We start from the raw sequence: 23,566 nt of genomic DNA on the forward strand, positions 1-23,566 counted from the left end.
CCGGTTCCTGGACTTCGTCGGCCCGGCCAGTGTTGGACAGGCAAGCCGTCGCGACCTCGAGCATCAGCTCGCCGGTCGCGTGCACGCGGGCGGCGGAGTCGTGCGGACGTCGCGAACGGCCTGTTCACGGTAAGACCCGTCGCGAAATCGTCCGTTGCCTCTAGCGCTATGCGGCCCGGGAGGTCTTCCACCTGGTCGGGCAGTTACAGCCAGGACCCCGCTCATAAGGGCTGTGATACGGGACTTGGTCACTTCCGAAACCCGGTCGTCCGCCACGATCTCCGTCGCGTGAGCGGAGCGAGGCCCCCGAGGGGCAGCATCTCCAGGCGGAACCGCTGGCCCGCCCAGCGCTACGGCGTGGGGGGCCGCTGTGGGGAGCGGAGTACGAGCAGGGTGATCTCGCTGGGGGCGAAGACGCGGAAGGGCGGGCCCCAGAAGCCGGTGCCGCGGCTGGTGTAGAGGAGGGTGCGGGTGCCGTGGCGGCTGAGGCCGGCGAGGGCGGGCTGGTCGATGCGGACCAGGTGGTGGAAGGGCCAGATCTGGCCGCCGTGGGTGTGGCCGGAGAGTTGGAGGTCGACGCCGTCGGCTGCCGCCCGGTCGACGAACTTGGGCTGGTGGGCCAGGAGCAGGACGGGGTGGTCGGGGTCCGCGCCGTGCAGGGCTCCGGCGAGGTGGGCGCGGTGGCCGGCGAGGCCGGAGGACTCGGCGGTGACGTCGTCCACGCCGGCGACCACGAGGGTGTCGCCGCCGCGTTCGAGCAGCAGATGGCGGTTGCGCAGCGGCTCCCAGCCCAGCTCGTCCATGAGGTCGACCCAGCCCTGGGCCTCGCTGTAGTACTCGTGGTTGCCGGTGACGTAGACCCGGGCCCGGGTGGCCTGCACGGTAGCGAGTGGGGCGGCCTGGGCGCGGCGGCGTTCGGCCGTGCCGTCCGCGATGTCTCCGGTGTGGCAGACCAGGTCGGCCTGCAGAGTGTTCACCGTCTCGCAGACCCGCGCCGACCAGCGGGCGCGGTCGAGCGGGCCGTAGTGGGTGTCGGTGATGAGGACGACGCGGGTGCCGTCCAATCCGGCTCCCAGGCGCGGGAGTTGTACGTCGAGGCGGCGTACCCGTGGTACCCGGCGGGCCTCGGTGTACCCCCAGGCGAGCAGCACGGCGGCTGCGCCGAGGACCGCCCAGGTGACGATCCGGGCCCGGTCCTGGCCGTCGCCGACGCCGGCCACGGTCAGGGCGAGCCGCAGCAGGATGCCGAGCAGAACGGACCAGGTGAACAGGACCCAGCTCGTGCCCAGCAGGGTGTCCCCGACGATCGCCGCCCAGTCCTGCTGCCGTCGGCCGTGGCCGCGCACCATCGCGAGCGGCATGCCGATCAGGCCGAGGGCGAACAGGGCGGTGCCGGCCAGAGTGACAGGGAGCGGCCAGTGCTGGCCGGCGTACAGCAGCAGCCAGCAGGGCACGGTCCACAGCAGGACGGGGGCGATCAGGGGGAGGTAGCGCATCAGGCGGTGCAGTCGGCTCCGCTGGGTCTCGTGCGCTGCACTGTCGGCGGATCGGGTTTCGCTGGTGTCGGTCACGCTTCCCCTCCTCAAGCAACCGGGCTGCCGTCGCGCGCACTGTATCCGGCCGTCTTCGGGCCGGTAGGACGGGGTGTTCATGGTGGGCAGCCTCATGCAGTGAAGGGGTCTTTGCCGGGCGGCAAGACTCCGCTGCGGCGGCCGGGGTGCCGACTACTACGGCCCCGGCCCCCGGGGGCTGATCTCGGTCCCCGGGAACACCCTGTTCGCGCGGGCGGTCACCGGGAGGCGCATGTTCTGGCCGGGCAGGCTCGACCAACCGCACGCCCTGCACTACCTGCCGGATCTCGCGTGGGCACTCGTGATGCCGGCCGACAGCGAGGCGTCATGGGGACGGGCGTGGAACCTGCCCTCTCCCGAGCCCCTGACCGGCCGACAGTACGCCGCCGCAGCGGCCCTCGACGGCCGTACGCGCGTGAGCGCAGTACCCAAGCTCGCCCTGCGGACCGGGTCCCTGTTCGAGACCCAGGAACGCGATGTGACGGAGATCTTCTGGTAGTTCGACCGGCCGTTCCCGATCGAAGCGAGCGCCATCGAAACCCACATCGGGCAGCTGACCCTGACGCCCCACGCCGACGCGGTAGCCCAGACCTGGCTGGACACCGGCGGGAGGCCGAGAACCACCGGCATGCTGGTTGAGGCAAGGGCTTAAGTGGCTTTCGTTTGCGAGGGTCCGAGCAGCTGACGTCGGGTACTGCCGTTTCAGTCCTGGTGGCGCAGCGCCATCATCGGGGGGACGGGGACGGGGACGGGAGTCGTCCGGCCGGTGGGCGTCAGCTCGCCCGTCTCGGGCCCGACGGCGAACGGGGCGACGCTGTCGGCTGTGCTGTTGTTGACGTAGTGCCATCGTCCACTGGGGTCGATGACGAAGTTGGTCGGACCGCTCACGCCCTGGCTGGTGTGGCCGATGACGGAGAACATCCCGGTCGGGCGGTCGATCCGGTAGCCGGTGATCGTCCTCCGACATCCCAGGGCTACGTGCTCTCGACTCTCACCGTATCGAGAATGTGCGCAGCCTGGCCGGTCTCTACCTGCTCCCCGGCCCGTCCTCTCCCGTCCGCTCGCCGTCCGCCGGGCGCTCGGCGGCCCGGTGCATGCGGATCACCGCGTACGTCTCGCCGTCCCTTGGCGGCCGCGTCCATGAACGGGTGGTGAATGTGTGCAGCCGTCCGTTCACGATGGCATGACGCGGCAGATGGGCACCGAACGCCCCGGACACCGCTTCCAGCAGTGACCGTTCCGCCCCGGCGCTGTCCTCCAGATCACTGAAGAACCGGCTCGGGTCCAGCGCCCGCGGTATCTCCCCATTTGGCCGGATCTCTCCGTCCAGGGCGCCACAGCCTCCACCAGGACGAACCGGTAGGACGTGCGGCTGTTGCCAGGGTCCGGCTCCGCGAGCCACGCCAGGTCACCCGGGTCGAGCCAGGCCGTCGGCCTCGGCGCCTCACCCGCCTGCCCGCCCCTTGGAGTGGACAGCGGCTCGCGGCCCCGCTCCGGGGTCAGCAGCGGCCCGAGCACGGGGTCGGCCACCCACCCCAGCGGCGCCAGGTGGTCCGGTCCCAGCGGCTCCCACAGGGGCAGAGCGCTTCTCAGCGTCCGCCATGGCCCGTCGGTGTCTCCCCACCGCGCCAGCTCCCGCGCCCGCTCGACCCTCTCCCCGAACGGTCCGGCCGCCGTGTACCGGTACGTGCCATTCCTCACCTGATCCAGCGTCGCGTAAGCCGGCGACACCACGTCGCCGTCGGCACCCCGCAGATGGAACGTCAGCGTGGAGTCGTCCCGGTACGCGTGCGCCGCGTGCTCGGCGACCAGCGGTGGCAGCAGCTCGGGCGCGTACCGCGGGTCCGTCACCAGGCCGTCGAAGTACACCATGTAGGTCTGTCCGAGCAGGCGGCGTATCTGGTCACCCAGCCCGGCGGCCCGCGGTCTGCCGTACTCCTTGGCCTCGTCCAGCGTCTTCACGGCCCGCTCCCAGCCGCCGCGCAGCGCCTCCAGCCGGGCCTCCTCCATCAGGGCGTCCAGCTTTCGCGTCGTGTCGTTGGCGAACACCAGCTCCCCGTCGCCCGGGCACGCCCGCAGGCTGTGGAACTCCCGGTACATGTCCCGCATGAACTCCATGAAGTTCGCGTGCCGTTCGGGTGGTGCGGCCCGCCAGCTCGCCCACGTGTACACGGCCCACTCGCCGTCCTCATCCAGGTCCTCGGGATCCGTGAGGACGTGGGTGATGTCGGACTCCACGTCGAGCTGCAGTCCGCGCCGCCAGATGTCCGCCGCCCGCCGCTCCTCGGGCCCGGCGTCCTCGTCCAGGTACTCCTCGAACATGTCCGCCAGTCCTGACTCGTTGCTGTGCCAGTGCGCGTCCTCGGTCCCCGCCAGCAGCCACACGAACCCGCCCGCGTGCCGCCACCCGTCGCTGACCTTGAGGAACTCCCGGTACGCCGTCGCATTCCACCAGCATCGTCACCCCCAGCACGTCGGCCGCGAAGGGTCACGTGCCGGTGACCACGCGCTCGTTCGTCTCGGACAGCGAGTGGATCGACTCGGACACCGTCTTCGCGGTCATCGGTCTTGACAGGAGGTCGTCGGTAGGGCTTCCTTGGGCTAGTTGCGTATCGCGCTACTGTTGCTCAATGTGAAACCGCCTGACCTTCGGTTGCGGCTCTCCGCGCGACGGGCCGCGATGCCAGGCGACGGCACTGGCATGGCTCTGGTTCCCTACACCGCGGAGTAGCGCTACAGATGACCCGTAAGCCACCTGCTGAGGACCCCGGTGACGCCCGTCTGAGGGTCGGCCCACCGAAGGAGTACGCCGCCGGTATCCCCGCGGTCACCTCCTCGCTGCGGCACGCCGGCGAACAGATGGGGGCTCGCCGCAGCCTGCTCACGCTGCTCCAGGTCAACCAGAAGAAGGGCTTCGACTGTCCCGGTTGCGCCTGGCCCGAGCCGGAGCACCGGCACCGGGCGGAGTTCTGTGAGAACGGCGCGAAAGCGGTGGCCGAGGAGGCCACCGTCCGCCGTGTCACCCCGGACTTCTTCGCCGAGCAACCCCTCGAGGAACTCCTGCCCCGTAGCGACTACTGGCTCGGGCAACAGGGGCGCCTCACGCACCCCATGTACCGCCCGGCGGGCAGCGACCGCTACCGGCCGATCTCCTGGGACGACGCGTTCGCCGTCATCGCCCGGGAACTCGCCGCGCTCGATCACCCCGATCAGGCCGCCTTCTACACCTCCGGACGGGCGAGCAACGAGGCCGCGTTCGTCTATCAGCTCTTCGTCCGGATGCTCGGCACCAACAACCTGCCGGACTGCTCCAACATGTGCCACGAGTCGAGCGGATCGGCTCTGACGGAGACCATCGGCATCGGCAAGGGCAGCGTCAGCCTGGAAGACCTCCACGAGGCCGACCTCATCCTCGTAGTCGGCCAGAACCCGGGCACCAACCACCCCCGTATGCTCTCCGCGCTGGAGGAGGCCAAGCGGCGGGGCGGCCGCGTCGTCGCGGTCAACCCCCTGCCCGAGGCCGGGCTGCTCCGGTTCAAGAACCCCCAGCGGCCCTCCGGTGTCCTCGGTGGCGGCACCCGGCTGGCGGACCAGTTCCTGCAGATCAGGCTGGGTGGAGACCAGGCGCTGTTCCAGGCCTTCAACCGCATGCTGTTGGAGGCGGAGAACGAGGCGCCCGGCACGGTCCTCGACACCGCTTTCATCGACCGGTACACGCATGGCTTCGAGGAGTTCGCCGAGCAAGCCCGCAAGGCCTCGTGGGACGACATCCTTCAGGCCACCGGTCTGCCCGAGGAAGAGATACGGGCCGCGTTCGGCCATGTCCTGGCCGCCGAGAAGATCGTCGTCTGCTGGGCGATGGGGCTCACCCAGCACCGCCACTCGGTGCCCACCATCCGGGACGTCGTGAACTTCCTTCTGCTCCGCGGCAACATCGGCCGCCCGGGCGCAGGCCTCTGCCCGGTACGCGGTCACTCCAACGTGCAGGGCGACCGGACGATGGGCATCTACGAGAAGCCGGACGCCGCGTTCCTGGATGCGCTCGGCACCGAGTTCGCGTTCACGCCCCCACGTCACCACGGCCACGACGTGGTGGAGAGCATCCGTGCCATGCGCGACGGCCAGGTACGGGTCTTCGTCGCGCTGGGCGGCAACTTCGTTGCCGCGGCCCCCGACACCGACCTGACCGAACAGGCGCTCAGGCGCTGTCGCCTCACCGTCCAGATCTCGACCAAGCTCAATCGCTCGCACGTCATCGCCGGGGAGCAGGCGCTCATCCTGCCCTGCCTCGGCCGGACCGAAGCCGATCTGCGCCCGGCCGGGCCGCAGCTGGTGACGGTGGAGGACTCCATGAGTATGGTGCACCTCTCCCGGGGGCGGCTCAAGCCCGCCTCCGAGCATCTGCTCAGCGAGGTCGCGATCATCTGCCGTATGGCACGGGCGGCCCTCGGGGAAGCGGGCTCCCAGGTGCCGTGGGAGGAGTTCGAGTCGGACTACGACCGCATCCGTGACCGCATCGAACGCGTGATCCCCGGCTTCGAGGACTTCAACGCCCGGGTACGGCAGCCGGGCGGCTTCGCGCTGCCCCACCCGCCGCGCGACGAGCGCCGGTTCACCACCTCCACCGGCCTGGCCAACTTCACCGCCAACCTGCTGAGGAGCCCGCACGTCCCCGAAGGCCGGCTGCTGCTGCAGACGCTCCGCTCCCACGACCAGTACAACACCACCATCTACGGCCTGGACGATCGTTACCGCGGCATCCACCAGGGGCGACGCGTCCTCTTCCTGCATCCCGACGACCTCACCGACCGAGGCCTGGCCGACGGGGACCTCGTCGACATCGTGAGCGAGTACGGGGACGGCGTGGAGCGCAGGGCACGGGCCTTTCGGGCGGTTTCGTACCCGACGCCCCGGGGGTGCTGTGCCGCCTATTTCCCTGAGACCAACGTCCTGGTGCCTCTCGACTCCACGGCGGACATCAGCAACACGCCCACGTCGAAGTCCATCGTCGTCCGGCTGGAACCGGCCTGATGTACAGGGCGGTGTGACCGATGAGCGCAAGAGCGTACGCTCTTGCCCCTCTGGCCCGCTTCGGCGGACTACGCGGCAATCCGGCCCCGTACGCCGGCACGGTGTGCCTGCCGGTGCATGGTGTGGAGATCGCGACGGCCTCGCCCGGACTCTTCCTCCGCCGTACCGGCCGCACGGTGGAGTCCGGCCCCATCAAGGGCACCGGCCGGACCGCGGAGGACCTCCTGGAAAAGGATCACGCCGAGAACGTGATGATCGTGGACCTGGTCCGCAACGACCTGGGACGCGTCTGTGCCACCGGTTCTGTGACCGTGCCCGCCCTGTGCAAGGTCGAGCAGCACCCAGGCACCGACCGGGAGCCCGGTGACCCCCACCGGCCCTCGGACGGACCCCGTTGTCTTCGGCGTCGCCGCGGTCCTCACCCTCGCCTTCGTCGTGTGGGGGGCCACAGCCACCGGCGCGTTGAAGGGCGCGTCCGGGACCCTGCTGGGCGGACTCATCCGCAACGGCGGCTGGGCGTTCGTCCTCGCTGCCTCGGGCTTCGTCGTCTTCGCTCTCTGGCCGGCGATGAGCCGCTACGGGCGGATCACCCTGGGCAAGGAGGGCGTGCGGCCCGAGTTCCGCACGGTCTCCTGGATCGCCTTGATGTTCAGCGCGGGCATGGGTATCGGCCTGATGCTCCACGGCGTCGCCGAACCGCTGTCGCATTTCACCCTCGCGGCAGCCCCCTTCACCCTGGTGATGGTCGGTTTACGTATCGCGCTCACCCACGATCTGCGCCACGACCCGCTCATCATCCGCGGGCGGAAGGGCAAGGAGGCCATCGAAACGGCCGTCATGGCCGGTCATGAGCAGTACGACGGCGACTTCGAACTCCGCATCGGACCGGCCTGGCCGCCCAGCTGCGGGAACTCCCGTCGGGCTCCTTGACCCCCGGTCGGCACTCCACGATGCTGTGTTGCGGCACATGAGATGTGTGCCGTAATGAGCAACGGTCTGATTCAAGTCTCGACCAGCCGAGGAGTGGCCATGACACACCAGGTCCGTGCTGTTGTCGCGCGGGGCAAGGGCGCCCCCGTCAGCCTGGAAACAATCATCGTGCCCGACCCGGGACCGGGTGAGGCTCTGGTGAAGATCGAGGCCTGCGGGGTCTGTCACACCGATCTGCACTATCGCGAGGGCGGCATCAACGACGACTTCCCCTTCCTGCTGGGCCATGAGGCCGCGGGTGTCGTGGAGGCGGTAGGGGAGGGTGTCACCGATGTCGCCCCCGGCGACTTCGTCATCCTCAACTGGCGTGCGGTATGCGGGCAGTGCCGGGCGTGCCTGCGCGGACGGCCGTGGTACTGCTTCAACACCCACAACGCGAAGCAGAAGATGACCCTGCTCGACGGCACCGAGCTGTCCCCGGCGCTCGGCATCGGCGCCTTCGCGGAGAAGACGCTGGTGGCGGCGGGGCAGTGCACGAAGGTTGACCCGGCCGCGTCGGCGGCCGCCGTCGGTCTGCTGGGGTGCGGCGTGATGGCCGGCATCGGTGCGGCCATCAACACCGGCAACGTCGGCCGCGGTGACACGGTCGCGGTCATCGGCTGCGGTGGCGTCGGGGACGCGGCGGTCGTCGGGTCGAACCTGGCGGGCGCGGCGAGGATCATCGCCGTCGACATCGACGACCACAAACTGGAGACGGCCAAGAAGCTGGGCGCTACCCACACGGTCAACTCCAGGAACGCCGACGCGGTCGAGGCGATCCGCGAGCTGACCGGCGGCTTCGGCGCCGACGTCGTGATCGAGGCGGTGGGTCGCCCGGAGACGTACAAGCAGGCTTTTTACGCCCGCGACCTGGCCGGCACGGTCGTCCTCGTGGGTGTGCCCACCCCGGAGATGAAGCTGGAACTGCCGCTGCTGGACGTCTTCGGACGCGGCGGCGCCCTCAAGTCGTCCTGGTACGGCGACTGCCTGCCCTCCCGCGACTTCCCGATGCTCGTCGACCTCTATCAGCAGGGCCGGCTGGACCTGGACGCGTTCGTCACGGAGACCATCGCGCTGGACGAGGTCGAGAAGGCGTTCGAACGGATGCACGGCGGCGACGTGCTGCGCTCGGTGGTGGTCCTCTGATGGCCGCCCGCGTCGAACACCTCGTCACCTCGGGAACGTTCTCCCTGGACGGCGGCACCTGGGACGTCGACAACAACGTGTGGATCGTCGGCGACGACCACGAGGTGATCGTCATCGACGCCGCGCACGACGCCGAGGCCATCGCCGCCGCCGTCGGCGGGCGCACCCTGCGGGCGATCGTGTGCACCCACGCCCACAACGACCACATCGACGCCGCGCCCGCACTCGCGGAGCGCGCCGGCGCCCCGATCCTGCTCCACCCGGACGACCTGCCGCTGTGGAAGCAGACCCACCCCGACAAGGCGCCGGACGCCGAACTGACCGACGGCCAGGGCCTTACGGTGGCCGGCATCGAGCTGACCGTGCTGCACACGCCGGGCCATGCGCCCGGCGCGGTCTGCCTGTACGCACCGGCCCTGACGGCCCTCTTCAGCGGCGACACCCTGTTCGCCGGTGGACCGGGGGCGACGGGACGGTCGTACAGCCACTTCCCGACCATCATCGAGTCGATCCGGGACCGGCTGCTGACGCTGCCGGGCGACACCGTCGTGCACACCGGCCACGGGGGGACGACCACCGTCGCGGCCGAGGCCCCGCACCTCCAGGAGTGGATGCGCCGCGGTTTCTGACGCCCTCGCGCGCCCCTCACCCGCCCGCCCTCGGCTCGCGTCCGTCGCGAGCCGATGCGGCGGGCTGTTGTTGTTCTATGTGAATTGGGTTCCACCTTGCGCAACGCGATAAACGGCTCGGAGTGCCCTCTGGATGCCTTGACAAGGGTTCTGGCCGACCTCAAACTGATGTTGCGCTTACCGCAATCCGTTTCGCTATACGCACCGAGGTGTCATGATGATTCCCGCGTGCCGTCTCGCGGATCTCCCGCGAGGAGAGGCCCACCGGCTCGACACAGATCCTCCGGTCTCGGTGTTCCACACCGACGACGGCGAACTCTTCGCCATCGACGACACCTGCACCCACCAGGACGCCTCGCTCGCCGACGGCTGGCTGGAGGGCTGCGAGGTGGAATGTCCGCTGCATGCTTCGAAGTTCGACCTGAGGACCGGCGCGGTCGACTCTCCGCCGGCCAAGCTCCCGGTCCGGACGCACGAGGTCGTCGTCGAGGACGGCGTGATCCACGTCCGGGTGTCCGCGGATGCCCCCAACCTGCCGCCCTGCGTCGCAGCCCGGCTCGCCGGGGGTTCCGCGTGAGGACCGTCGCCGTGGTCGGCGCCTCGCTGGCCGGTCTGTCGGCGGCGCGCTCGCTGCGGAAGCAGGGCTATGACGGGCGGCTCGTCGTCATCGGTGACGAACTCCACCGCCCGTACGACAGGCCCCCGCTGTCCAAGGAGTTCCTGGCCGGCACCCTCGGCGAGGCGGATCTCTCGCTGGAGACGGACGACGAGGACCTGCGGGCGGAGTGGCTGCTCGGCGCTCGTGCCGCCGGACTCGACCGCACCGAGCGCGCCGTCCGGCTCGCCGACGGGCGGGAGGTCCGCGCCGACGGCATCGTCATCGCGACCGGCGCCGTGGCGCGTACTCTGCCGGGGTCCGAAGGCCTGGCCGGAGTGCACACCCTGCGCACCCTGGACGACGCCCGCGCCCTGCGGGACGAACTGGCCCGGGGTGGACGGCTGGTGGTGATCGGCGGCGGCTTCATCGGTGCCGAGGTCGCCTCCACCGCATACGCCCTCGGGCTGGACGTGACGGTCGTCGAGGCGGCCCCGACGCCGCTGGCCGGACCGCTCGGCGCGAGCATGGGCGACATCGTCTCCGCCCTCCATGTGGACCACGGCGTAAGGCTGTTGTGCGGCGTGGGGGTCAAGGGGCTGAGCGGGGAGCGGCGGGTGGACGCCGTCCTGCTCGAGGACGGCCGCAGCATCCCCGGCGACATCGTCGTCGTCGGTGTGGGCGCGCGCCCGTGCGTCGAGTGGCTGGAAGGCTCCGGCGTCGAACTCGACAACGGCGTCAAGTGCGGCGCCGACGGCCGCACCAGCCTGGCCGGCGTGGTCGCGGTCGGCGACTGCGCCAACTGGTACGACGCCCGCGCGGGCGCCCACCGCCGCGTCGAGCACTGGACCGGGGCGCGCGAGCGTCCCGACGCCGCGATCGCCACACTGCTGGCGGGCGGCGCGGTGGAACCGGGTGTGCCCCGGCCGCCGTACTTCTGGTCCGACCAGTACGGCGTGAAGATCCAGTTCGTCGGTCACGCGGCAGCCGCCGACAGTGTGACCATCGAGGCGGGCGCCGCGGACGACCGCGACGTCCTGGCCGTCTACCGGCGTGCCGGAGTTCCGGTCGCCGTGCTCGGGATGAACCAGCCTCGGCTGTTCACTCGCTGGCGCAAGCAGCTCGCCGCCGCGAGCTCTTGACACGGCCCCTGAGTCATTTCATGCTGCGGTTGCACATGGCACGCAGCGTTGCTCCATGCACAACGCCGTCCGGAGTCGTTCTTCCCGGCGCGTGAATGGCCCCTCCACGACGTTTCCCGAGGAGTGCACCGTGACCTCGACCAGCCTGCCGGACAGTCTGATCGCCACCCTCCCCGGCTCCTCCTATACGGATCCGGGGATCTTCGCCCAAGAGCAGGAGCGCATCTTCGAAACGATGTGGTTCTGCGCCGTGCGTTCCTCGGACCTGGCCAAGCCCGGTGCCTTCCGGACCGTAGAGGTGGGCCGCGAGAGCATCCTGATCACGCGTGCGCGGGACAACTCCGTACGCGCCTTCTTCAACGTCTGCCGGCACCGCGGTGCCAAGCTCCGCACCGAGGAGGCCGGCGAGGTCAAGCGTGCCTTCCAATGTCCATACCACGCCTGGACATACGACCTGAACGGCAAGCTCGTCGCGGCGCCCAACCTCACGAAGATGCCCGACGTCGGCCGCACCGAGTTCGGCCTGGTGAGCGTGACCACCCGCGAATGGCTCGGCTACGTCTGGGTCTGCCTGGCGGAGAACCCACCCTCCTTCGAGGAGGACGTCCTCGGCGAGGTCGTCGGACGGCTCGGCGACGTGGAGTCGATCGAGCACTACGACATCGACAACCTCTCGGTCGGCAAGCGGATCGTCTACGACGTCAAGGCGAACTGGAAGCTCATCATCGAGAACTTCATGGAGTGCTACCACTGCGCCACGATCCACCCCGAACTCACCGAGGTGCTCCCCGAGTTCGCCGACGGCTACGCGGCCCAGTACTACGTCGGCCACGGCGCCGAGTTCGGTGAGGAGGTCCAGGGCTTCACCGTCGACGGCTCCGAGGGGCTGGACCGCATACCCGGCGTGTCCGACGACCAGGACCGCCGCTACTACGCGATCACCATCAAACCGCAGGTCTTCATCAACCTCGTCCCCGATCACGTGATCTTCCACCGGATGTACCCGGTGGCCGTCGACCGCACGATCGTCGAGTGCGACTGGCTCTATCTTCCGCACGTCGTCGAGAGCGGCAAGGACGTCAGCCGGTCCGTGGAACTCTTCGACCGGGTCAACCGCCAGGACTTCGACGCGTGCGAGCGCACGCAGCCCGGGATGAGCTCCCGGATGTACGCCAAGGGCGGGGTACTGGTGCCCAGCGAACACCACATCGGTGCCTTCCACGACTGGGTGAACGAGCGCCTCGGTACTCCCCGGCCGTAATCGGGCGGGTCAGCCCAGGTAGCCCATGCGATGGCTGATCTCCTCCGCGCCCTTGACCAGCACCGGGGCGAGTTCGTGCATGCGCTCCTCGGTGAACCGGTACGAGGGCCCGGAGGCGCTGAGTGCCGCGATGACCTCTCCGTCTCGGTCGCGGACCGGCGCGGCCATGGCGTGGAGCCCAATCTCCAGCTCCTCCACAGTCCAGGAGTAGCCGCGCTCCCGGGCCTCGGCGAGATTCTTCTCGAGCTTCGTCTTCGAGGTCAGCGTGTGCGGGGTCACCTTCTTCAGGCCGGCCTCCGACAGCAGCGCGGCGCGCTCCTTGGCGGGCAAGTGGGCCAGCAGGACCTTGCCGCTGGAGGTGGCGTGCAACGGGGTCAGCTCGCCGACCCAGTTGTGTGCGGTGACGGCCCCGGGGCCGCGCACCTCGTAGAGGTTGATCGCGTAGTGCTCCTGCATGACGGCGATGTTGACGGTCTCGCCGATCTCCTCGGCGAGGCGCTCGCAGACCGGGCGGCCCTGCTGGGTGATGTCGATGCGTCCCGTGACCGCGCCGGCCAGGCGTACGATGCCGAAGCCGAGGCGGTACTTGCCGCGCTCGCCCGCCTGCTCCACCAGACCGCGCGCCTCCAGGGCGCCGAGCAGCCGGAACGCGGTCGACTTGTGAACATCGATCTCGGCGGCCACCTCGCTGACGCCGGCCTCGCCGCGCTGGGCCAGGATCTCCAGCACGCTGATGGCGCGGTCGACGGACTGCACCCCGCCGGACTGCGAACCTGTCGTTTCAGTATCTGGACTGTAGTTGCTCACAGCGAAACTATACGCGCAGTAAACAACGCCGGCGCAAGTAACAGCGTCGAAACGTAGACCTTGCAAGTTGCGTGGCGCGCAACCTAGTGCGTATAGCGATACCCGTACTAGCATGCCACGCGTATCTACGGCGCGAGCGAGACGAGGCACCATGGCTCCCCTGCAATACGACTTCGTCATCGTCGGTGGTGGATCCGCCGGCAGTGCACTGGCGAACCGGCTCTCCGCCGACCCGGGCAACCAGGTGCTGGTCCTGGAGGCCGGCCGGCCCGACTACCCGTGGGACGTCTTCATCCACATGCCCGCGGCGCTGACCTACCCGATCGGCAGCCGGTTCTACGACTGGAAGTACGAGTCCGAACCCGAGCCCCACATGGGCAATCGGCGCATCTACCACGCGCGCGGCAAGGTGCTGGGCGGTTCCAGCAGCATCAACGGCATGATCTTCCAGCGCGGCAATCCCATGGACTACGAGCGCTGGGCCGCCGACGCCGGCATGGAGACCTGGGACTACGCGCACTGTCTGCCGTACTTCAAGCGGATGGAGAACTGTCTCGCGGCCGACCCCGACGACGAGTTCCGCGGCCACGACGGCCCGCTCGTCCTCGAACGCGGCCCCGCCTCCAACCCGCTGTTCACCGCCTTCCTCAAGGCCGTCCAGGAGGCGGGCTACCCCCGCACCGACGACGTCAACGGGTACCAGCAGGAGGGCTTCGCCCCCTTCGACCGCAACGTCAGCCGAGGGCGCCGGCTGTCGGCCTCGAAGGCGTACCTGAAGCCCGTGAGGAAGCGGCCCAACCTCACCATCACCACCCGCGCCCTGGTCACCCGTGTCCTGTTCGAGGGCAAGCGTGCCGTCGGGGTCGAGTACCGGCACCGCGGCAAGCGTCAGGAGGTGCGGGCCCGCGAGGTCATCCTCTGCGGCGGCGCGATCAACTCTCCTCAGCTGCTCCAGCTCTCCGGCGTCGGCAACGCCGAGGAACTGGGCGCGCTCGGAATCGACGTCGTCCACGACCTCCCGGGTGTCGGCGAGAACATGCAGGACCACCTGGAGGTGTACATCCAGTACGCCTGCAAGCAGCCCGTCTCGATGCAGCCGTACATGGCGAAGTGGCGCGCGCCCTTCATCGGCCTGCAGTGGCTCTTCCGCAAGGGCCCCGCCTCGACCAACCACTTCGAGGCCGGCGGCTTCGCCCGCAGCAACGAGGACGTGGACTACCCCAACCTGATGTTCCACTTCCTGCCCATCGCGGTCCGCTACGACGGCTCCTCGCCCGCCGGCGGCCACGGTTACCAGGTGCATGTCGGGCCCATGTACTCCGACGCCATCGGCTCGGTGAAGATCAAGAGCAAGGACCCGCAGGAGCACCCGGCGCTGCGCTTCAACTACCTGTCCACCGAACAGGACCGCCGCGAGTGGGCCGAGTCGATCCGGGTCGCCCGCAAGCTCCTCAATCAGCCCGCCCTGGCCCCGTACAACGACGGGGAGATCTCACCCGGCCCGTCCGTGGAGAGCGACGAGGAGATCCTCGCCTGGGTCGCCAAGGAGGGCGAGACCGCCCTGCACCCTTCCTGCACCTGCAAGATGGGCACCGACGAGATGTCCGTCGTCGACCCCACCAGCATGCGCGTGCACGGCGTGGAGGGACTGCGCGTCGTCGACGCGTCGGTGATGCCCTACGTCACCAACGGCAACATCTACGCGCCGGTGATGATGATCGCGGAGAAGGCGGCCGACCTCATCCTCGGCAAGGAACCGCTCCCCGCCTCCAAGGCCGCCTACTACCGGTACCGCGACGCCCAGAAGCAGGCCGGGTAACCCTTGGACGCCGAACACGTCCGGGCGCTGCTGTCGAGCGTCCGCTACGAGGTGCTGCCCGCGAAGGCGACCGAGGACAAGGTCCTCGCCCATGTCCCGCGCGACGTCGTCGTCACCGTGACGGCGTCGCCGGTCAAGGGCCTGGAGCCGACGCTCGACCTCGTCGGCCGGCTGGCGGCGCACGGCTACCGCGTCGTCCCGCACGTGCCCGCGCGGCTGCTGCGGGACGACGCGCACCTGAAGGATGTCGTCGACCGGCTCCGGGAGACGGGTGTCGACGACGTCTTCGTCCCGGCCGGCGACGCCGATCCGCCGGCCGGGGCCTACCACGGGGCGCTACCGGTGCTGCGCAGGCTGAGCGAGCTGGGCAGCCCCTTTGCGCGCGTCGGCATCACCGGCTATCCCGAGAGCCACCCGCTCATCCACGACGACCTCACCATCCAGGCCATGTGGGACAAGCGTGCGCACGCCACGTACATCGTGAGCAACCTCTGCTTCGACCCGCGCGTGCTCGGTGACTGGGTCGGCCGCATACGGCGCCGCGATGTCACCCTGCCCGTCCATGTGGGCGTGGCGGGGCCCGTGCAGCGGGCGAAGCTGCTGGCCATGGCGACGAAGATCGGGGTGGGGGAGTCGACGCGCTTCCTCACCAAGCACGCCTCGTGGTTCCTGCGGTTCGCGACCCCCGGCGGCTACTCGCCCGACCGGCTGCTCGCCCGCAGTGCCGAGGCGCTTACCACGCCCTCGGCTGGGGTGGCGGGCCTGCACGTGTTCACGTTCAACCAGATCGCCGAGACCGAACGGTGGCGCCGCGCCCTGCTGGACCGGTTGGGCGACTGAACCAGGAGGGGCATGGCACCCGAAACCGACTGGCGACTGACGCGAACCTTCACCAGCGCCTCCGGTGACGTCCGCTGGGACCGGCTGGGCCATCCCGGCCAGCCACCGGTCGTCCTCCTGCACGGCACCCCCTTCTCCTCGTACGTCTGGCGTGCGGTCGCCCGCTCGCTCGCCCGGTACCACCAGGTGTTCGTCTGGGACATGCCCGGCTACGGGACCTCCGAGAAGGCCGCGGGCCAGGAGGTGTCCCTGGCCGCCCAGGGCCGGGTCTTCACCGAGCTCCTGAGCCACTGGGGCCTCACGGAACCGCTCGTGGTCGCCCACGACTTCGGCGGTGCCGTCGCCCTGCGGGCCCATCTGCTTCACAGGGCCCGCTATCGGGCCCTCGCCCTGGTGGATCCGGTCGCGCTGGCGCCGTGGGGGTCCCCGTTCTTCCGGCTCGTCGGCGAGCACGCCGACGTCTTCGAGCGGTTGCCGCCCGCACTCCACGGCGCCCTGGTGCGTGAGTACGTCGGTTCCGCCAGCAGCCCCGGCCTGCACCCCGCGGTCCTCGACCGGCTCGTCGAGCCCTGGCTGGACTGCCCCGGCCAGGCGGCCTTCTACCGGCAGATCGCCCAGGCCGAGCAACGCCACACCGACGAGATCCAGGGCCGCTACAGCGGGATCGGCATCCCCACGCTCGTCTGCTGGGGCGAGGACGACACCTGGATCCCGGTGGCGAAGGGCCGCGAGCTCGCCGCTCTCGTCCCCGGCGCGCAATTCGAACCGATCGCCGGAGCGGGGCACCTCGTCCAGGAGGACGCCCCCGCGGAACTCACGGCCGCACTCATCGCCTTCCTCCAGCAGCCGTTGTGACCGCGGGGGCGCCGGGGTTCGTATACGACGGGGGCGGGGCCGGAATCCGGCCCCGCCCCCGTCATGCCGTACTGCTCAGCGGAAGACCACCGTGCGGTTGCCGTCCACCATGACGCGGCTCTCGCTGTGCCACTTCACCGCGTGCGCGAGTACCTGTGCCTCCACGTCCCGCCCGACCGTGACCAGGTCCCCGGGATCGAGCGAGTGGTCCACCCGGACCACGTCCTGCTCGATGATCTGCCCCTCGTCCAGGTCCGATGTCACGTAGTGCGCCGTCGCGCCCACGAGCTTCACGCCGCGGGCGTAGGCCTGCTCGTACGGGCGCGCGCCCTTGAAGCTGGGGAGGAAGGAGTGGTGGATGTTGATGGCGTGGCCCTCGAGCTGCTTGCACAGGTCGTCGGAGAGGATCTGCATGTAGCGGGCCAGCACGACGAGGTCGATGTCCAGCTCGCGTACCAGCTCCAGCAGGCGCGCCTCGGCCTCGGCCTTGGTGTCCTTGGTGACCGGGATGTGGTGGAACGGGACGCCGTACGTCTCTGCCAGGCTCTCGAAGTCCCGGTGGTTGGAGACGATCGCCGGGATCTCGATGTTGAGGGCGCCGGTGCGCCGGCGGAAGAGCAGATCGTTCAGGCAGTGGCCGAACTTGGACACCATGATCAGCGTCCGGGTCGGGGTCGACGCCTCGCTCAGGGTCCAGGCGATGCGGTAGGCCTCAGCGACGGGACCGAATCGGTAACGCAGAGTTTTCACATTCGCGTCAGGGTCGGAGACGTCGAAGTGAACCCTCATGAAGAAACGGCCCTGGAGTCGATCATCGAACTGCTGGCTCTCCAGGATGTTGCCCGAGTTCCTGACGAGGAAGCCGCTCACGGCGTGGACCAGGCCGGCGCTGTCGGGGCACGAGAGGGTGAGGACGTACTCACGGCCAGGGTGCGGTCGAGGGGACATATGCAGCCTCCGTCGGTGCGTATTGCACAACTCGGTGAGCGATACGCAACATAGTTGGGTTCGATGGGGTCATCGGTCAAGAGAGAAGGGCTGATGGGCCCCTTGCGAAATCGTCATCCGCCAACCCCTTGACGTAGGTCTCCAGCGTTCGTCATGGTGTTCCACCACAAGCAATTGAATGCACGATGCGCAACGCATAACGGCTGAAGGGCTTGGCGCGTGGCAGACCTGTATGTGGCTGGGGAATGGCGCGATGCGGTGGCCGGTGGGCGCCGGGAGATCCGCTGTCCCGCTGATGGCGCGCTCGCCGCGACCGTGTCCGAGGGGACGCGTCCGGATACCGAGGCGGCGATCGCTGCGGCCCGCCGAGCCTTCGACGAAGGTCCCTGGCCGCACACCCCCGAGCGGGAGCGCGGTGCGCTGCTGCTGCGCACCGCCGACCTCATCGAGCGCGACGCCAAGGAGTTCGCCCGCGCCGAGTCGCTGGACACCGGCAAGCGGCTGGTGGAGAGCGAGTACGACATCGCCGACGTTGTCTCCTGTTTTCGCTACTACGGCGGGATCGGGGGCACGGATGCCGGCCGGGTGATCGACACCGGTCGTGATGACGCCGTCAGCCGTGTCGTCTATGAACCGGTCGGCGTGTGCGGGCTCATCACCCCCTGGAACTACCCGCTGCTGCAGGCCAGTTGGAAGGTCGCCCCGGCGCTGCTCGCGGGCAACACGATCGTCCTCAAGCCCAGCGAGCTCACCCCCTCCACCTCGATCCTGCTGATGCGGGCACTTGAGGAGGCCGGGCTCCCGGCCGGCGCCGCCAATCTCGTCCTGGGCACGGGCCCCGAGGTGGGCGCACCGCTCTCCGAGGACCCGGCCGTCGACATGGTCTCCTTCACCGGAGGCCTGGAGACCGGCAAGCGCATCATGGCCACCGCCGCCGCGACCGTGAAAAAGGTGGCGCTGGAGCTCGGCGGCAAGAACCCCAACGTCATCTTCGCCGACGCCGATTTCGAGACGGCCGTGGACTTCGCCCTCACGGCCGTCTTTCTGCACTCGGGTCAGGTCTGCTCGGCCGGCGCCCGTCTGATCGTCGAGGACTCCCTCCACGACGCCTTCGTCGACGAGGTCGTCCGCCGCGCTCGGCAGATCCGCCTCGGCGGACCCTTCGACCCCGAGGCCGAGACCGGAGCGCTGATCTCCGCACAGCACCGGGAGAAGGTCGAGGCGTATGTCGCGGCGGGCCTCGCCGAAGGCGCCGTACTGCGCTGCGGTGGCGAACGCCCCGGTGACCCCGCACTGGCGAACGGCCACTACTATCCGCCCACGGTGCTCGACGAGTGCCGGCAGGACATGCGTGTCGTGCACGAGGAATCCTTCGGTCCCGTGCTCACCGTGGAGCGCTTCCACGGCGAGGACGACGCCGTACGCATCGCCAACGACACCGAGTACGGACTCGCCGGCGCCGTCTGGACGCAGGACGCCGGGAAGGCCCAGCGGGTCGCCCGGCGGCTGCGCCACGGCACGGTGTGGATCAACGACTACCACCCCTACGTGCCGCAAGCGGAATGGGGTGGCTTCGGGCACTCGGGCGTGGGACGGGAGCTGGGACCGACCGGCCTGGACGAGTACCGAGAGCCCAAGCACATCTGGCAGAACATCCAACCCCGGCCGCAGCACTGGTTCCGCGGCTGAATGCCGAAGAGAGGTCGATCGTGACCCCAGCACAGACTGAGGTGCCGCAGCGGCGCGGCACGTCCCAGGACTCGGCCCCCACCCCGGTCATATCCGTGCGCAAGCTGTGGAAGGTGTTCGGGCCGAAGGCCGACCAGGTACCGGACTCCGAGGAGCTGTGCGGGCTCACCCGTCGCGAGCTGATGGACCGCACCGGATGCACCGCCGCCGTACGCGATGTGAACTTCGAGGTCTCGCCCGGCGAGGTCTTCGTCGTCATGGGCCTGTCCGGCTCCGGGAAGTCCACCCTGGTGCGATGTCTGACCCGGCTGATCGAACCCACCGCCGGTGAGATCGTCTTCGAGGGCGAGGACATCCGCGACGCGGACGCCAAGCGGCTGCGGGAACTGCGGCGCCGCAAGTTCTCCATGGTCTTCCAGCACTTCGGGCTGCTGCCGCACCGCAGGGTCGTCGACAACGTGTCCTTCGGCCTGGAGATCCGCGGCATGAGCAAGGCCGAGCGCACCAAGCGGGCGCTTGAGGTCGTCGAACTGGTCGGCCTGTCCGGCTACGAGAACTCCTACCCCGACCAGCTCTCCGGCGGTATGCAGCAGCGCGTCGGCCTTGCCCGGGCGCTGGCCGGCGACCCGGACGTACTCCTCTTCGACGAACCGTTCTCGGCGCTCGACCCGCTGATCCGCCGGGACATGCAGAACGAGGTCATCCGGCTGCACCACGAGGTCGGCAAGACGATGGTGTTCATCACCCACGACCTCTCCGAGGCGCTCAAGCTGGGTGACCGCATCCTCATCATGCGCGACGGCAAGATGGTCCAGTGCGGCACCGGTGACGAGCTGGTCGGCGCCCCCGCCGACGACTACGTACGCGAGTTCGTCAAGGACGTGCCGCGCGGCGACGTCCTCACCCTGCGGTGGATCATGCGCGCGCCGGAGGACGGCGACGAACTGGACGGCCCCGAGCTGGGCCCGGATGTCGTGGTGAAGGAGGCCACCCGGGCGGTGCTCGCGGCCGACAAGCCCGTCAAGGTCGTCGAGAACGGCAAGCTGCTCGGCATCGTCGGCGACGAGGAGATCCTCGCGGTGGTCGCCGGGCAGGAAGGCGGCGCGTGATGACCGTCGCCATCGAGAAACCCGAGAAAACAGAGGCCGTAGAACCGGCCGCGCCCGCCAAGGGCGCGCGCAAGGTCAGCCGGCCCATGATGATCGGCGCGATCCTCGTCGTCTGGCTGGTGCTGTTCGCCATCCTGCGCGGAAAGCAGACCCTGCCCCTGGCGGCGGCGGACCTGACCGATCTGCACCGGCGGATCAACGACTTCAACGACTCCATCGGCGCCAACCGCAACTCCAACCCGCTCTTCCTGTACTTCTTCAACGAGATCCGGCTGGTCATCGACAACCTGGTGACCTTCATCCAGCACCTGATCTCCCAGCCGTCCGGGTCCCGCCCGGTCCCGCAGTTCGGCTGGCTCGGCGTCGTCGGCATCGCCGGGTACGTCTCCTGGGCCGTGGGGAACTGGCGGGTCGCGCTGCTGGCCGTGGCGGGCTTCACCTTCTTCGGGCTGCAGGGGCTGTGGCAGGAGAGCATGGACACCCTCGCCCTCACCCTCTCCGCGGTGTTCGTGGCCCTGCTGTTCGCGATCCCGCTCGGGGTGTGGGCAGGGCTGTCGGACCGGTTCAACCGGATCATGACGCCCTTCCTGGACTTCATGCAGACGATGCCGACCTTCGTCTACCTGGCACCGCTGACCCTGTTCTTCCTCATCGGCGGAGCGTCCGCCACCATCGCCACCGTGATCTACGCGGCCCCGCCGACGATCCGCATCACCGCGCACGCCATCCGCAGCGTGTCGAAGACGACCGTCGAGGCGGCCGACTCCCTGGGCGCCACCCGCCGTCAGTCCCTGCTGAAGGTCCTGCTGCCGATGTCCAAGCGGACCGTGGTGATGGGCGTCAATCAGACCATCATGGCCGCCTTGGCCATGGTGACCATCGCCGCCCTGATCAATGCTCCCGGCCTCGGCGCGAACGTCATCCAGGCACTGCAGTCGCTCGACGTCGGCACGGCCTTCAACGCGGGTCTCGCCATCGTGGTCATGGCGATCGTCCTGGACCGGGTCACGACCGCGGCCAGCGCCCGTGAGGAGAACGCGCGGCGCTCCAAGAACACCTTCGTGAAGTGGCGGCGGCCACTGCTGGGCGCAGGCGCAGTGGTCACGGCGGTCCTGATCTACCTGTCGCACACCTATCTGTGGGCGGCGGACTTCCCCGGCGACGGCACCATCGGCAGCCACATCGCGAGCGCGGCGGACACCGCGACCAACTGGGCGCAGGACAACCTGTCGGGTCTGACCAACGCGATCCGCGACGCCATCACCAACGGCCTGCTCAATCCGTTCCAGACGCTGCTCACCGACTCCCCGTGGTGGCTCGTCGGCGCGGTGCTGGTCGCGCTGGGCGTGGTGTTCGGCGGCTGGAAGGCCGGCGTCACCACGGCCGTGTGCGTGGGCCTGCTGGTCGGCACGGGTGTGTGGTCGGACGGCATGACGACGCTGGCCTCGACGCTCGTCGCCACGGTGCTGGTGATGGTGCTCGGCATCGTCTTCGGCGTGTGGATGGGGCGCAGCACGCTCGTGGACAGGCTGATCCGGCCCACCCTGGACGCGGCCCAGGTCATGCCGCCGTTCGTCTACCTCGTACCGTTCCTCGCGCTGTTCGGCGCCACCCGCTTCACGGCCATCGTCGCGGCGATCGTCTACGGGGCGCCCGTCACGATGAAGATCATCGCGGACGGGATCCGGGCCGTGCCCGAGACCACCGTGGAAGCGGCCACCGCCGCCGGGTGCAACACCTGGCAGATCATCACCAAGGTCCAACTGCCGATGTCACGCAGTGCCCTGACACTCGCGACCAACCAGGGCCTGATCTACGTGCTGTCGATGGTTGTGGTGGGCGGCCTGGTGGGAGCGGGCGCCCTCGGCTACGACGTCGTGGCCGGATTCTCACAGGGGCAGCTGTACGGGAAGGGACTTGCGGCGGGTCTCGCCATCGTCCTTCTCGGAGTCATGTTCGACCGGATCACTCAGGCAGCGGCGCGACGCGCGAGCGCTTAAGGAGCACGACACCATGGCAAGACACTGGCGAGCCGGCGCGGCCGGCCTGGCCGTCCTCGGCCTCACCCTCACCGCGTGCGGAGGGGCGAAGGTCGGCGACTCCTCCTCAGGATCGAACAACGCGGGCAGCTCCGGCAAGTGCGGCACGTTCAACCTCGCGGTCAACCCGTGGGTGGGCTACGAGGCCGACGCGGCGGTCGTCGCATACGTCGCTCAGCACAACCTCGGTTGTACTGTCACCAAGAAGAACCTGAAGGAAGAGATCGCTTGGCAGGGCTTCGGCACCGGCGAGGTCGACGCCGTCCTGGAGAACTGGGGCCACGCCGACCTGACGAAGAAGTACATCAGCGGCCAGAAGACCGCCGTCGACGCCGGCCAGACCGGCAACAAAGGCATCATCGGCTGGTACGTGCCGCCGTGGCTGGCCAAGGCGCACCCCGACATCCTCGAATGGAAGAACCTCAACAAGTACGCGTCGAAGTTCAAGACGTCCGAGTCGGGCGGCAAGGGCCAGCTCCTGGACGGCGACCCGTCGTACGTCACGAACGACGCGGCGCTGGTGAAGAACCTGAAGCTGGACTTCAAGGTGGTGTACGCGGGCAGCGAGACCGCCCTCATCCAGGCCTTCCGCACCGCCGAGAAGAACAAGCAGTGGGTGATCGGCTACTTCTACGAGCCGCAGTGGTTCCTGTCCGAGGTTCCGCTGAAGAAGGTCTCCCTGCCCACGTACACGACGGGCTGTGACGCCGACGCGGCGAAGATCGCCTGCGACTATCCCGTGTACAACCTCAACAAGATCGTCAGCGCCAAGTTCGCCAAGTCGGGCAGCCCCGCCTACAACCTGGTGAAGAACTTCAACTGGACGAACGACGACCAGAACACCGTCGCCAAGTACATCGCCCAGGACAAGATGACCGACGAGGCGGCGGCGAAGAAGTGGGTCGACGCCAACAAGGACAAGGTGGACGCCTGGCTCAAGTAGGCCGAGGCCACAAGCCGGTCGGACATGCCCGGCGGGCGGTGCGTGCAGGTGCGCGCCGCCCGCCGGGCATTGCCGTGTTCCGGGCGGTGTTTCGGCCTGTTTTCCGACGTCACGGACCCCTTGACACCCCCTCCCTGTGACAGGCACATTGAGTTGCGCAACCTGAACTATGT

Annotated in this window: 18 protein-coding genes and 3 pseudogenes; 16 read left to right on the forward strand and 5 right to left on the reverse strand. The window is 69.2% G+C overall.

Annotated elements, in window-relative coordinates:
- Window positions 1-350: 350 nt before the first annotated feature.
- On the reverse strand, window positions 351-1,571 hold the full coding sequence (locus ACFZDJ_RS44770; RefSeq protein ID WP_391068039.1) for a metallophosphoesterase: 1,221 nt from the start codon (window positions 1,569-1,571) through the stop codon (window positions 351-353).
- Between the two features lie 232 nt (window positions 1,572-1,803).
- On the opposite strand from ACFZDJ_RS44770, the gene ACFZDJ_RS44775 reads away from it, so the two are divergent.
- Complete coding sequence (locus ACFZDJ_RS44775) at window positions 1,804-2,070, forward strand: hypothetical protein (protein WP_391068042.1); 267 nt, start codon at window positions 1,804-1,806, stop codon at window positions 2,068-2,070.
- 203 nt (window positions 2,071-2,273) lie between these two features.
- Here ACFZDJ_RS44775 and ACFZDJ_RS44780 read toward each other — a convergent pair whose 3' ends face one another.
- On the reverse strand, window positions 2,274-2,543 hold the full coding sequence (locus tag ACFZDJ_RS44780; RefSeq protein ID WP_391068145.1) for a beta-propeller fold lactonase family protein: 270 nt from the start codon (window positions 2,541-2,543) through the stop codon (window positions 2,274-2,276).
- A 55-nt stretch (window positions 2,544-2,598) separates the two neighbouring features.
- Window positions 2,599-4,010: pseudogene (locus ACFZDJ_RS44785) on the reverse strand (hypothetical protein); the annotation flags it as partial.
- Window positions 4,011-4,310: 300 nt separating this feature from the next.
- Between ACFZDJ_RS44785 and ACFZDJ_RS44790 the strand changes: the two are divergent.
- The 8 genes and pseudogenes from ACFZDJ_RS44790 to ACFZDJ_RS44825 all read left to right on the forward strand — a co-directional run bounded on the left by ACFZDJ_RS44790 (window position 4,311) and on the right by ACFZDJ_RS44825 (window position 12,344).
- On the forward strand, window positions 4,311-6,602 hold the full coding sequence (locus tag ACFZDJ_RS44790) for an FdhF/YdeP family oxidoreductase (protein ID WP_391068045.1): 2,292 nt from the start codon (window positions 4,311-4,313) through the stop codon (window positions 6,600-6,602).
- A 71-nt stretch (window positions 6,603-6,673) separates the two neighbouring features.
- Window positions 6,674-6,949: pseudogene (locus tag ACFZDJ_RS44795) on the forward strand (chorismate-binding protein); the annotation flags it as partial.
- A 16-nt stretch (window positions 6,950-6,965) separates the two neighbouring features.
- Window positions 6,966-7,313 (forward strand): annotated as a pseudogene (locus ACFZDJ_RS44800) (BCCT family transporter); the annotation flags it as partial.
- Window positions 7,314-7,631: 318 nt separating this feature from the next.
- Complete coding sequence (locus ACFZDJ_RS44805) at window positions 7,632-8,717, forward strand: S-(hydroxymethyl)mycothiol dehydrogenase (protein ID WP_382182951.1); 1,086 nt, start codon at window positions 7,632-7,634, stop codon at window positions 8,715-8,717.
- A complete protein-coding gene (locus ACFZDJ_RS44810; RefSeq protein WP_391068048.1) occupies window positions 8,717-9,346 on the forward strand; it encodes an MBL fold metallo-hydrolase in 630 nt (209 codons plus the stop codon). The genes ACFZDJ_RS44805 and ACFZDJ_RS44810 overlap by 1 nt, the downstream gene beginning before the upstream one ends.
- Window positions 9,347-9,560: 214 nt before the next feature.
- Window positions 9,561-9,923 (forward strand): bifunctional 3-phenylpropionate/cinnamic acid dioxygenase ferredoxin subunit, encoded by a 363-nt coding sequence (locus ACFZDJ_RS44815; RefSeq protein ID WP_168505525.1) that lies wholly within the window; start codon window positions 9,561-9,563, stop codon window positions 9,921-9,923.
- Window positions 9,920-11,083, forward strand: coding sequence for an FAD-dependent oxidoreductase (locus ACFZDJ_RS44820; RefSeq protein ID WP_391068051.1), 1,164 nt, complete (start codon window positions 9,920-9,922; stop codon window positions 11,081-11,083). Before ACFZDJ_RS44815 ends, ACFZDJ_RS44820 begins: the two co-directional genes overlap by 4 nt.
- A 130-nt stretch (window positions 11,084-11,213) precedes the next feature.
- Window positions 11,214-12,344 carry an SRPBCC family protein gene (locus tag ACFZDJ_RS44825; protein WP_391068054.1) on the forward strand — a complete coding sequence of 377 codons (1,131 nt, stop codon included), beginning with the start codon at window positions 11,214-11,216 and terminating at the stop codon, window positions 12,342-12,344.
- A gap of 9 nt (window positions 12,345-12,353) precedes the next feature.
- Here the strand turns inward: ACFZDJ_RS44825 and ACFZDJ_RS44830 are convergent, their stop codons facing one another.
- Window positions 12,354-13,100, reverse strand: coding sequence for an IclR family transcriptional regulator C-terminal domain-containing protein (locus ACFZDJ_RS44830; protein WP_391068148.1), 747 nt, complete (start codon window positions 13,098-13,100; stop codon window positions 12,354-12,356).
- A gap of 202 nt (window positions 13,101-13,302) precedes the next feature.
- On the opposite strand from ACFZDJ_RS44830, the gene betA reads away from it, so the two are divergent.
- The 3 genes from betA to ACFZDJ_RS44845 are packed head-to-tail and all read left to right on the forward strand — an operon-like array spanning window position 13,303 to window position 16,665.
- Window positions 13,303-14,970 (forward strand): choline dehydrogenase, encoded by a 1,668-nt coding sequence (gene betA, locus ACFZDJ_RS44835; protein WP_384920493.1) that lies wholly within the window; start codon window positions 13,303-13,305, stop codon window positions 14,968-14,970.
- A 3-nt stretch (window positions 14,971-14,973) separates the two neighbouring features.
- A complete protein-coding gene (locus tag ACFZDJ_RS44840) occupies window positions 14,974-15,810 on the forward strand; it encodes a 5,10-methylenetetrahydrofolate reductase (protein WP_384920496.1) in 837 nt (278 codons plus the stop codon).
- A gap of 12 nt (window positions 15,811-15,822) precedes the next feature.
- The gene (locus tag ACFZDJ_RS44845; RefSeq protein WP_391068057.1) at window positions 15,823-16,665 is read left to right on the forward strand and encodes an alpha/beta fold hydrolase; all 843 of its coding nucleotides are present in this window, start codon (window positions 15,823-15,825) and stop codon (window positions 16,663-16,665) included.
- Window positions 16,666-16,740: 75 nt separating this feature from the next.
- Here ACFZDJ_RS44845 and purU read toward each other — a convergent pair whose 3' ends face one another.
- Window positions 16,741-17,613 carry a formyltetrahydrofolate deformylase gene (gene purU / locus ACFZDJ_RS44850; protein ID WP_390933144.1) on the reverse strand — a complete coding sequence of 291 codons (873 nt, stop codon included), beginning with the start codon at window positions 17,611-17,613 and terminating at the stop codon, window positions 16,741-16,743.
- Between the two features lie 219 nt (window positions 17,614-17,832).
- Between purU and ACFZDJ_RS44855 the strand changes: the two genes are divergently transcribed.
- The 4 genes from ACFZDJ_RS44855 to ACFZDJ_RS44870 are packed head-to-tail and all read left to right on the forward strand — an operon-like array spanning window position 17,833 to window position 23,393.
- Window positions 17,833-19,302 (forward strand): aldehyde dehydrogenase family protein, encoded by a 1,470-nt coding sequence (locus ACFZDJ_RS44855; RefSeq protein ID WP_390933143.1) that lies wholly within the window; start codon window positions 17,833-17,835, stop codon window positions 19,300-19,302.
- 20 nt (window positions 19,303-19,322) lie between these two features.
- A complete protein-coding gene (locus ACFZDJ_RS44860; RefSeq protein WP_382182943.1) occupies window positions 19,323-20,411 on the forward strand; it encodes a glycine betaine/L-proline ABC transporter ATP-binding protein in 1,089 nt (362 codons plus the stop codon).
- Complete coding sequence (locus ACFZDJ_RS44865) at window positions 20,411-22,411, forward strand: ABC transporter permease subunit (RefSeq protein WP_391068060.1); 2,001 nt, start codon at window positions 20,411-20,413, stop codon at window positions 22,409-22,411. Before ACFZDJ_RS44860 ends, ACFZDJ_RS44865 begins: the two co-directional genes overlap by 1 nt.
- Before the next feature lie 13 nt (window positions 22,412-22,424).
- Window positions 22,425-23,393, forward strand: coding sequence for an ABC transporter substrate-binding protein (locus ACFZDJ_RS44870; protein WP_319751418.1), 969 nt, complete (start codon window positions 22,425-22,427; stop codon window positions 23,391-23,393).
- Window positions 23,394-23,566 lie beyond the last annotated feature (173 nt).

This window comes from Streptomyces sp. NPDC007896 (assembly GCF_042959425.1).
GTDB lineage: Bacteria > Actinomycetota > Actinomycetes > Streptomycetales > Streptomycetaceae > Streptomyces.

Bases quoted from the DNA above. Each gene is read 5' to 3' on its own strand.
- ACFZDJ_RS44775 (WP_391068042.1), top strand. From the start codon at position 1,804: ATGTTCTGGCCGGGCAGGCTCGACCAACCGCACGCCCTGCACTACCTG.
- ACFZDJ_RS44790 (WP_391068045.1), top strand. From the start codon at position 4,311: ATGACCCGTAAGCCACCTGCTGAGGACCCCGGTGACGCCCGTCTGAGG.
- ACFZDJ_RS44805 (WP_382182951.1), top strand. From the start codon at position 7,632: ATGACACACCAGGTCCGTGCTGTTGTCGCGCGGGGCAAGGGCGCCCCC.
- ACFZDJ_RS44810 (WP_391068048.1), top strand. From the start codon at position 8,717: ATGGCCGCCCGCGTCGAACACCTCGTCACCTCGGGAACGTTCTCCCTG.
- ACFZDJ_RS44815 (WP_168505525.1), top strand. From the start codon at position 9,561: ATGATGATTCCCGCGTGCCGTCTCGCGGATCTCCCGCGAGGAGAGGCC.
- betA (WP_384920493.1), top strand. From the start codon at position 13,303: ATGGCTCCCCTGCAATACGACTTCGTCATCGTCGGTGGTGGATCCGCC.
- ACFZDJ_RS44845 (WP_391068057.1), top strand. From the start codon at position 15,823: ATGGCACCCGAAACCGACTGGCGACTGACGCGAACCTTCACCAGCGCC.
- purU (WP_390933144.1), bottom strand. From the start codon at position 17,613: ATGTCCCCTCGACCGCACCCTGGCCGTGAGTACGTCCTCACCCTCTCG.
- ACFZDJ_RS44865 (WP_391068060.1), top strand. From the start codon at position 20,411: ATGACCGTCGCCATCGAGAAACCCGAGAAAACAGAGGCCGTAGAACCG.
- ACFZDJ_RS44870 (WP_319751418.1), top strand. From the start codon at position 22,425: ATGGCAAGACACTGGCGAGCCGGCGCGGCCGGCCTGGCCGTCCTCGGC.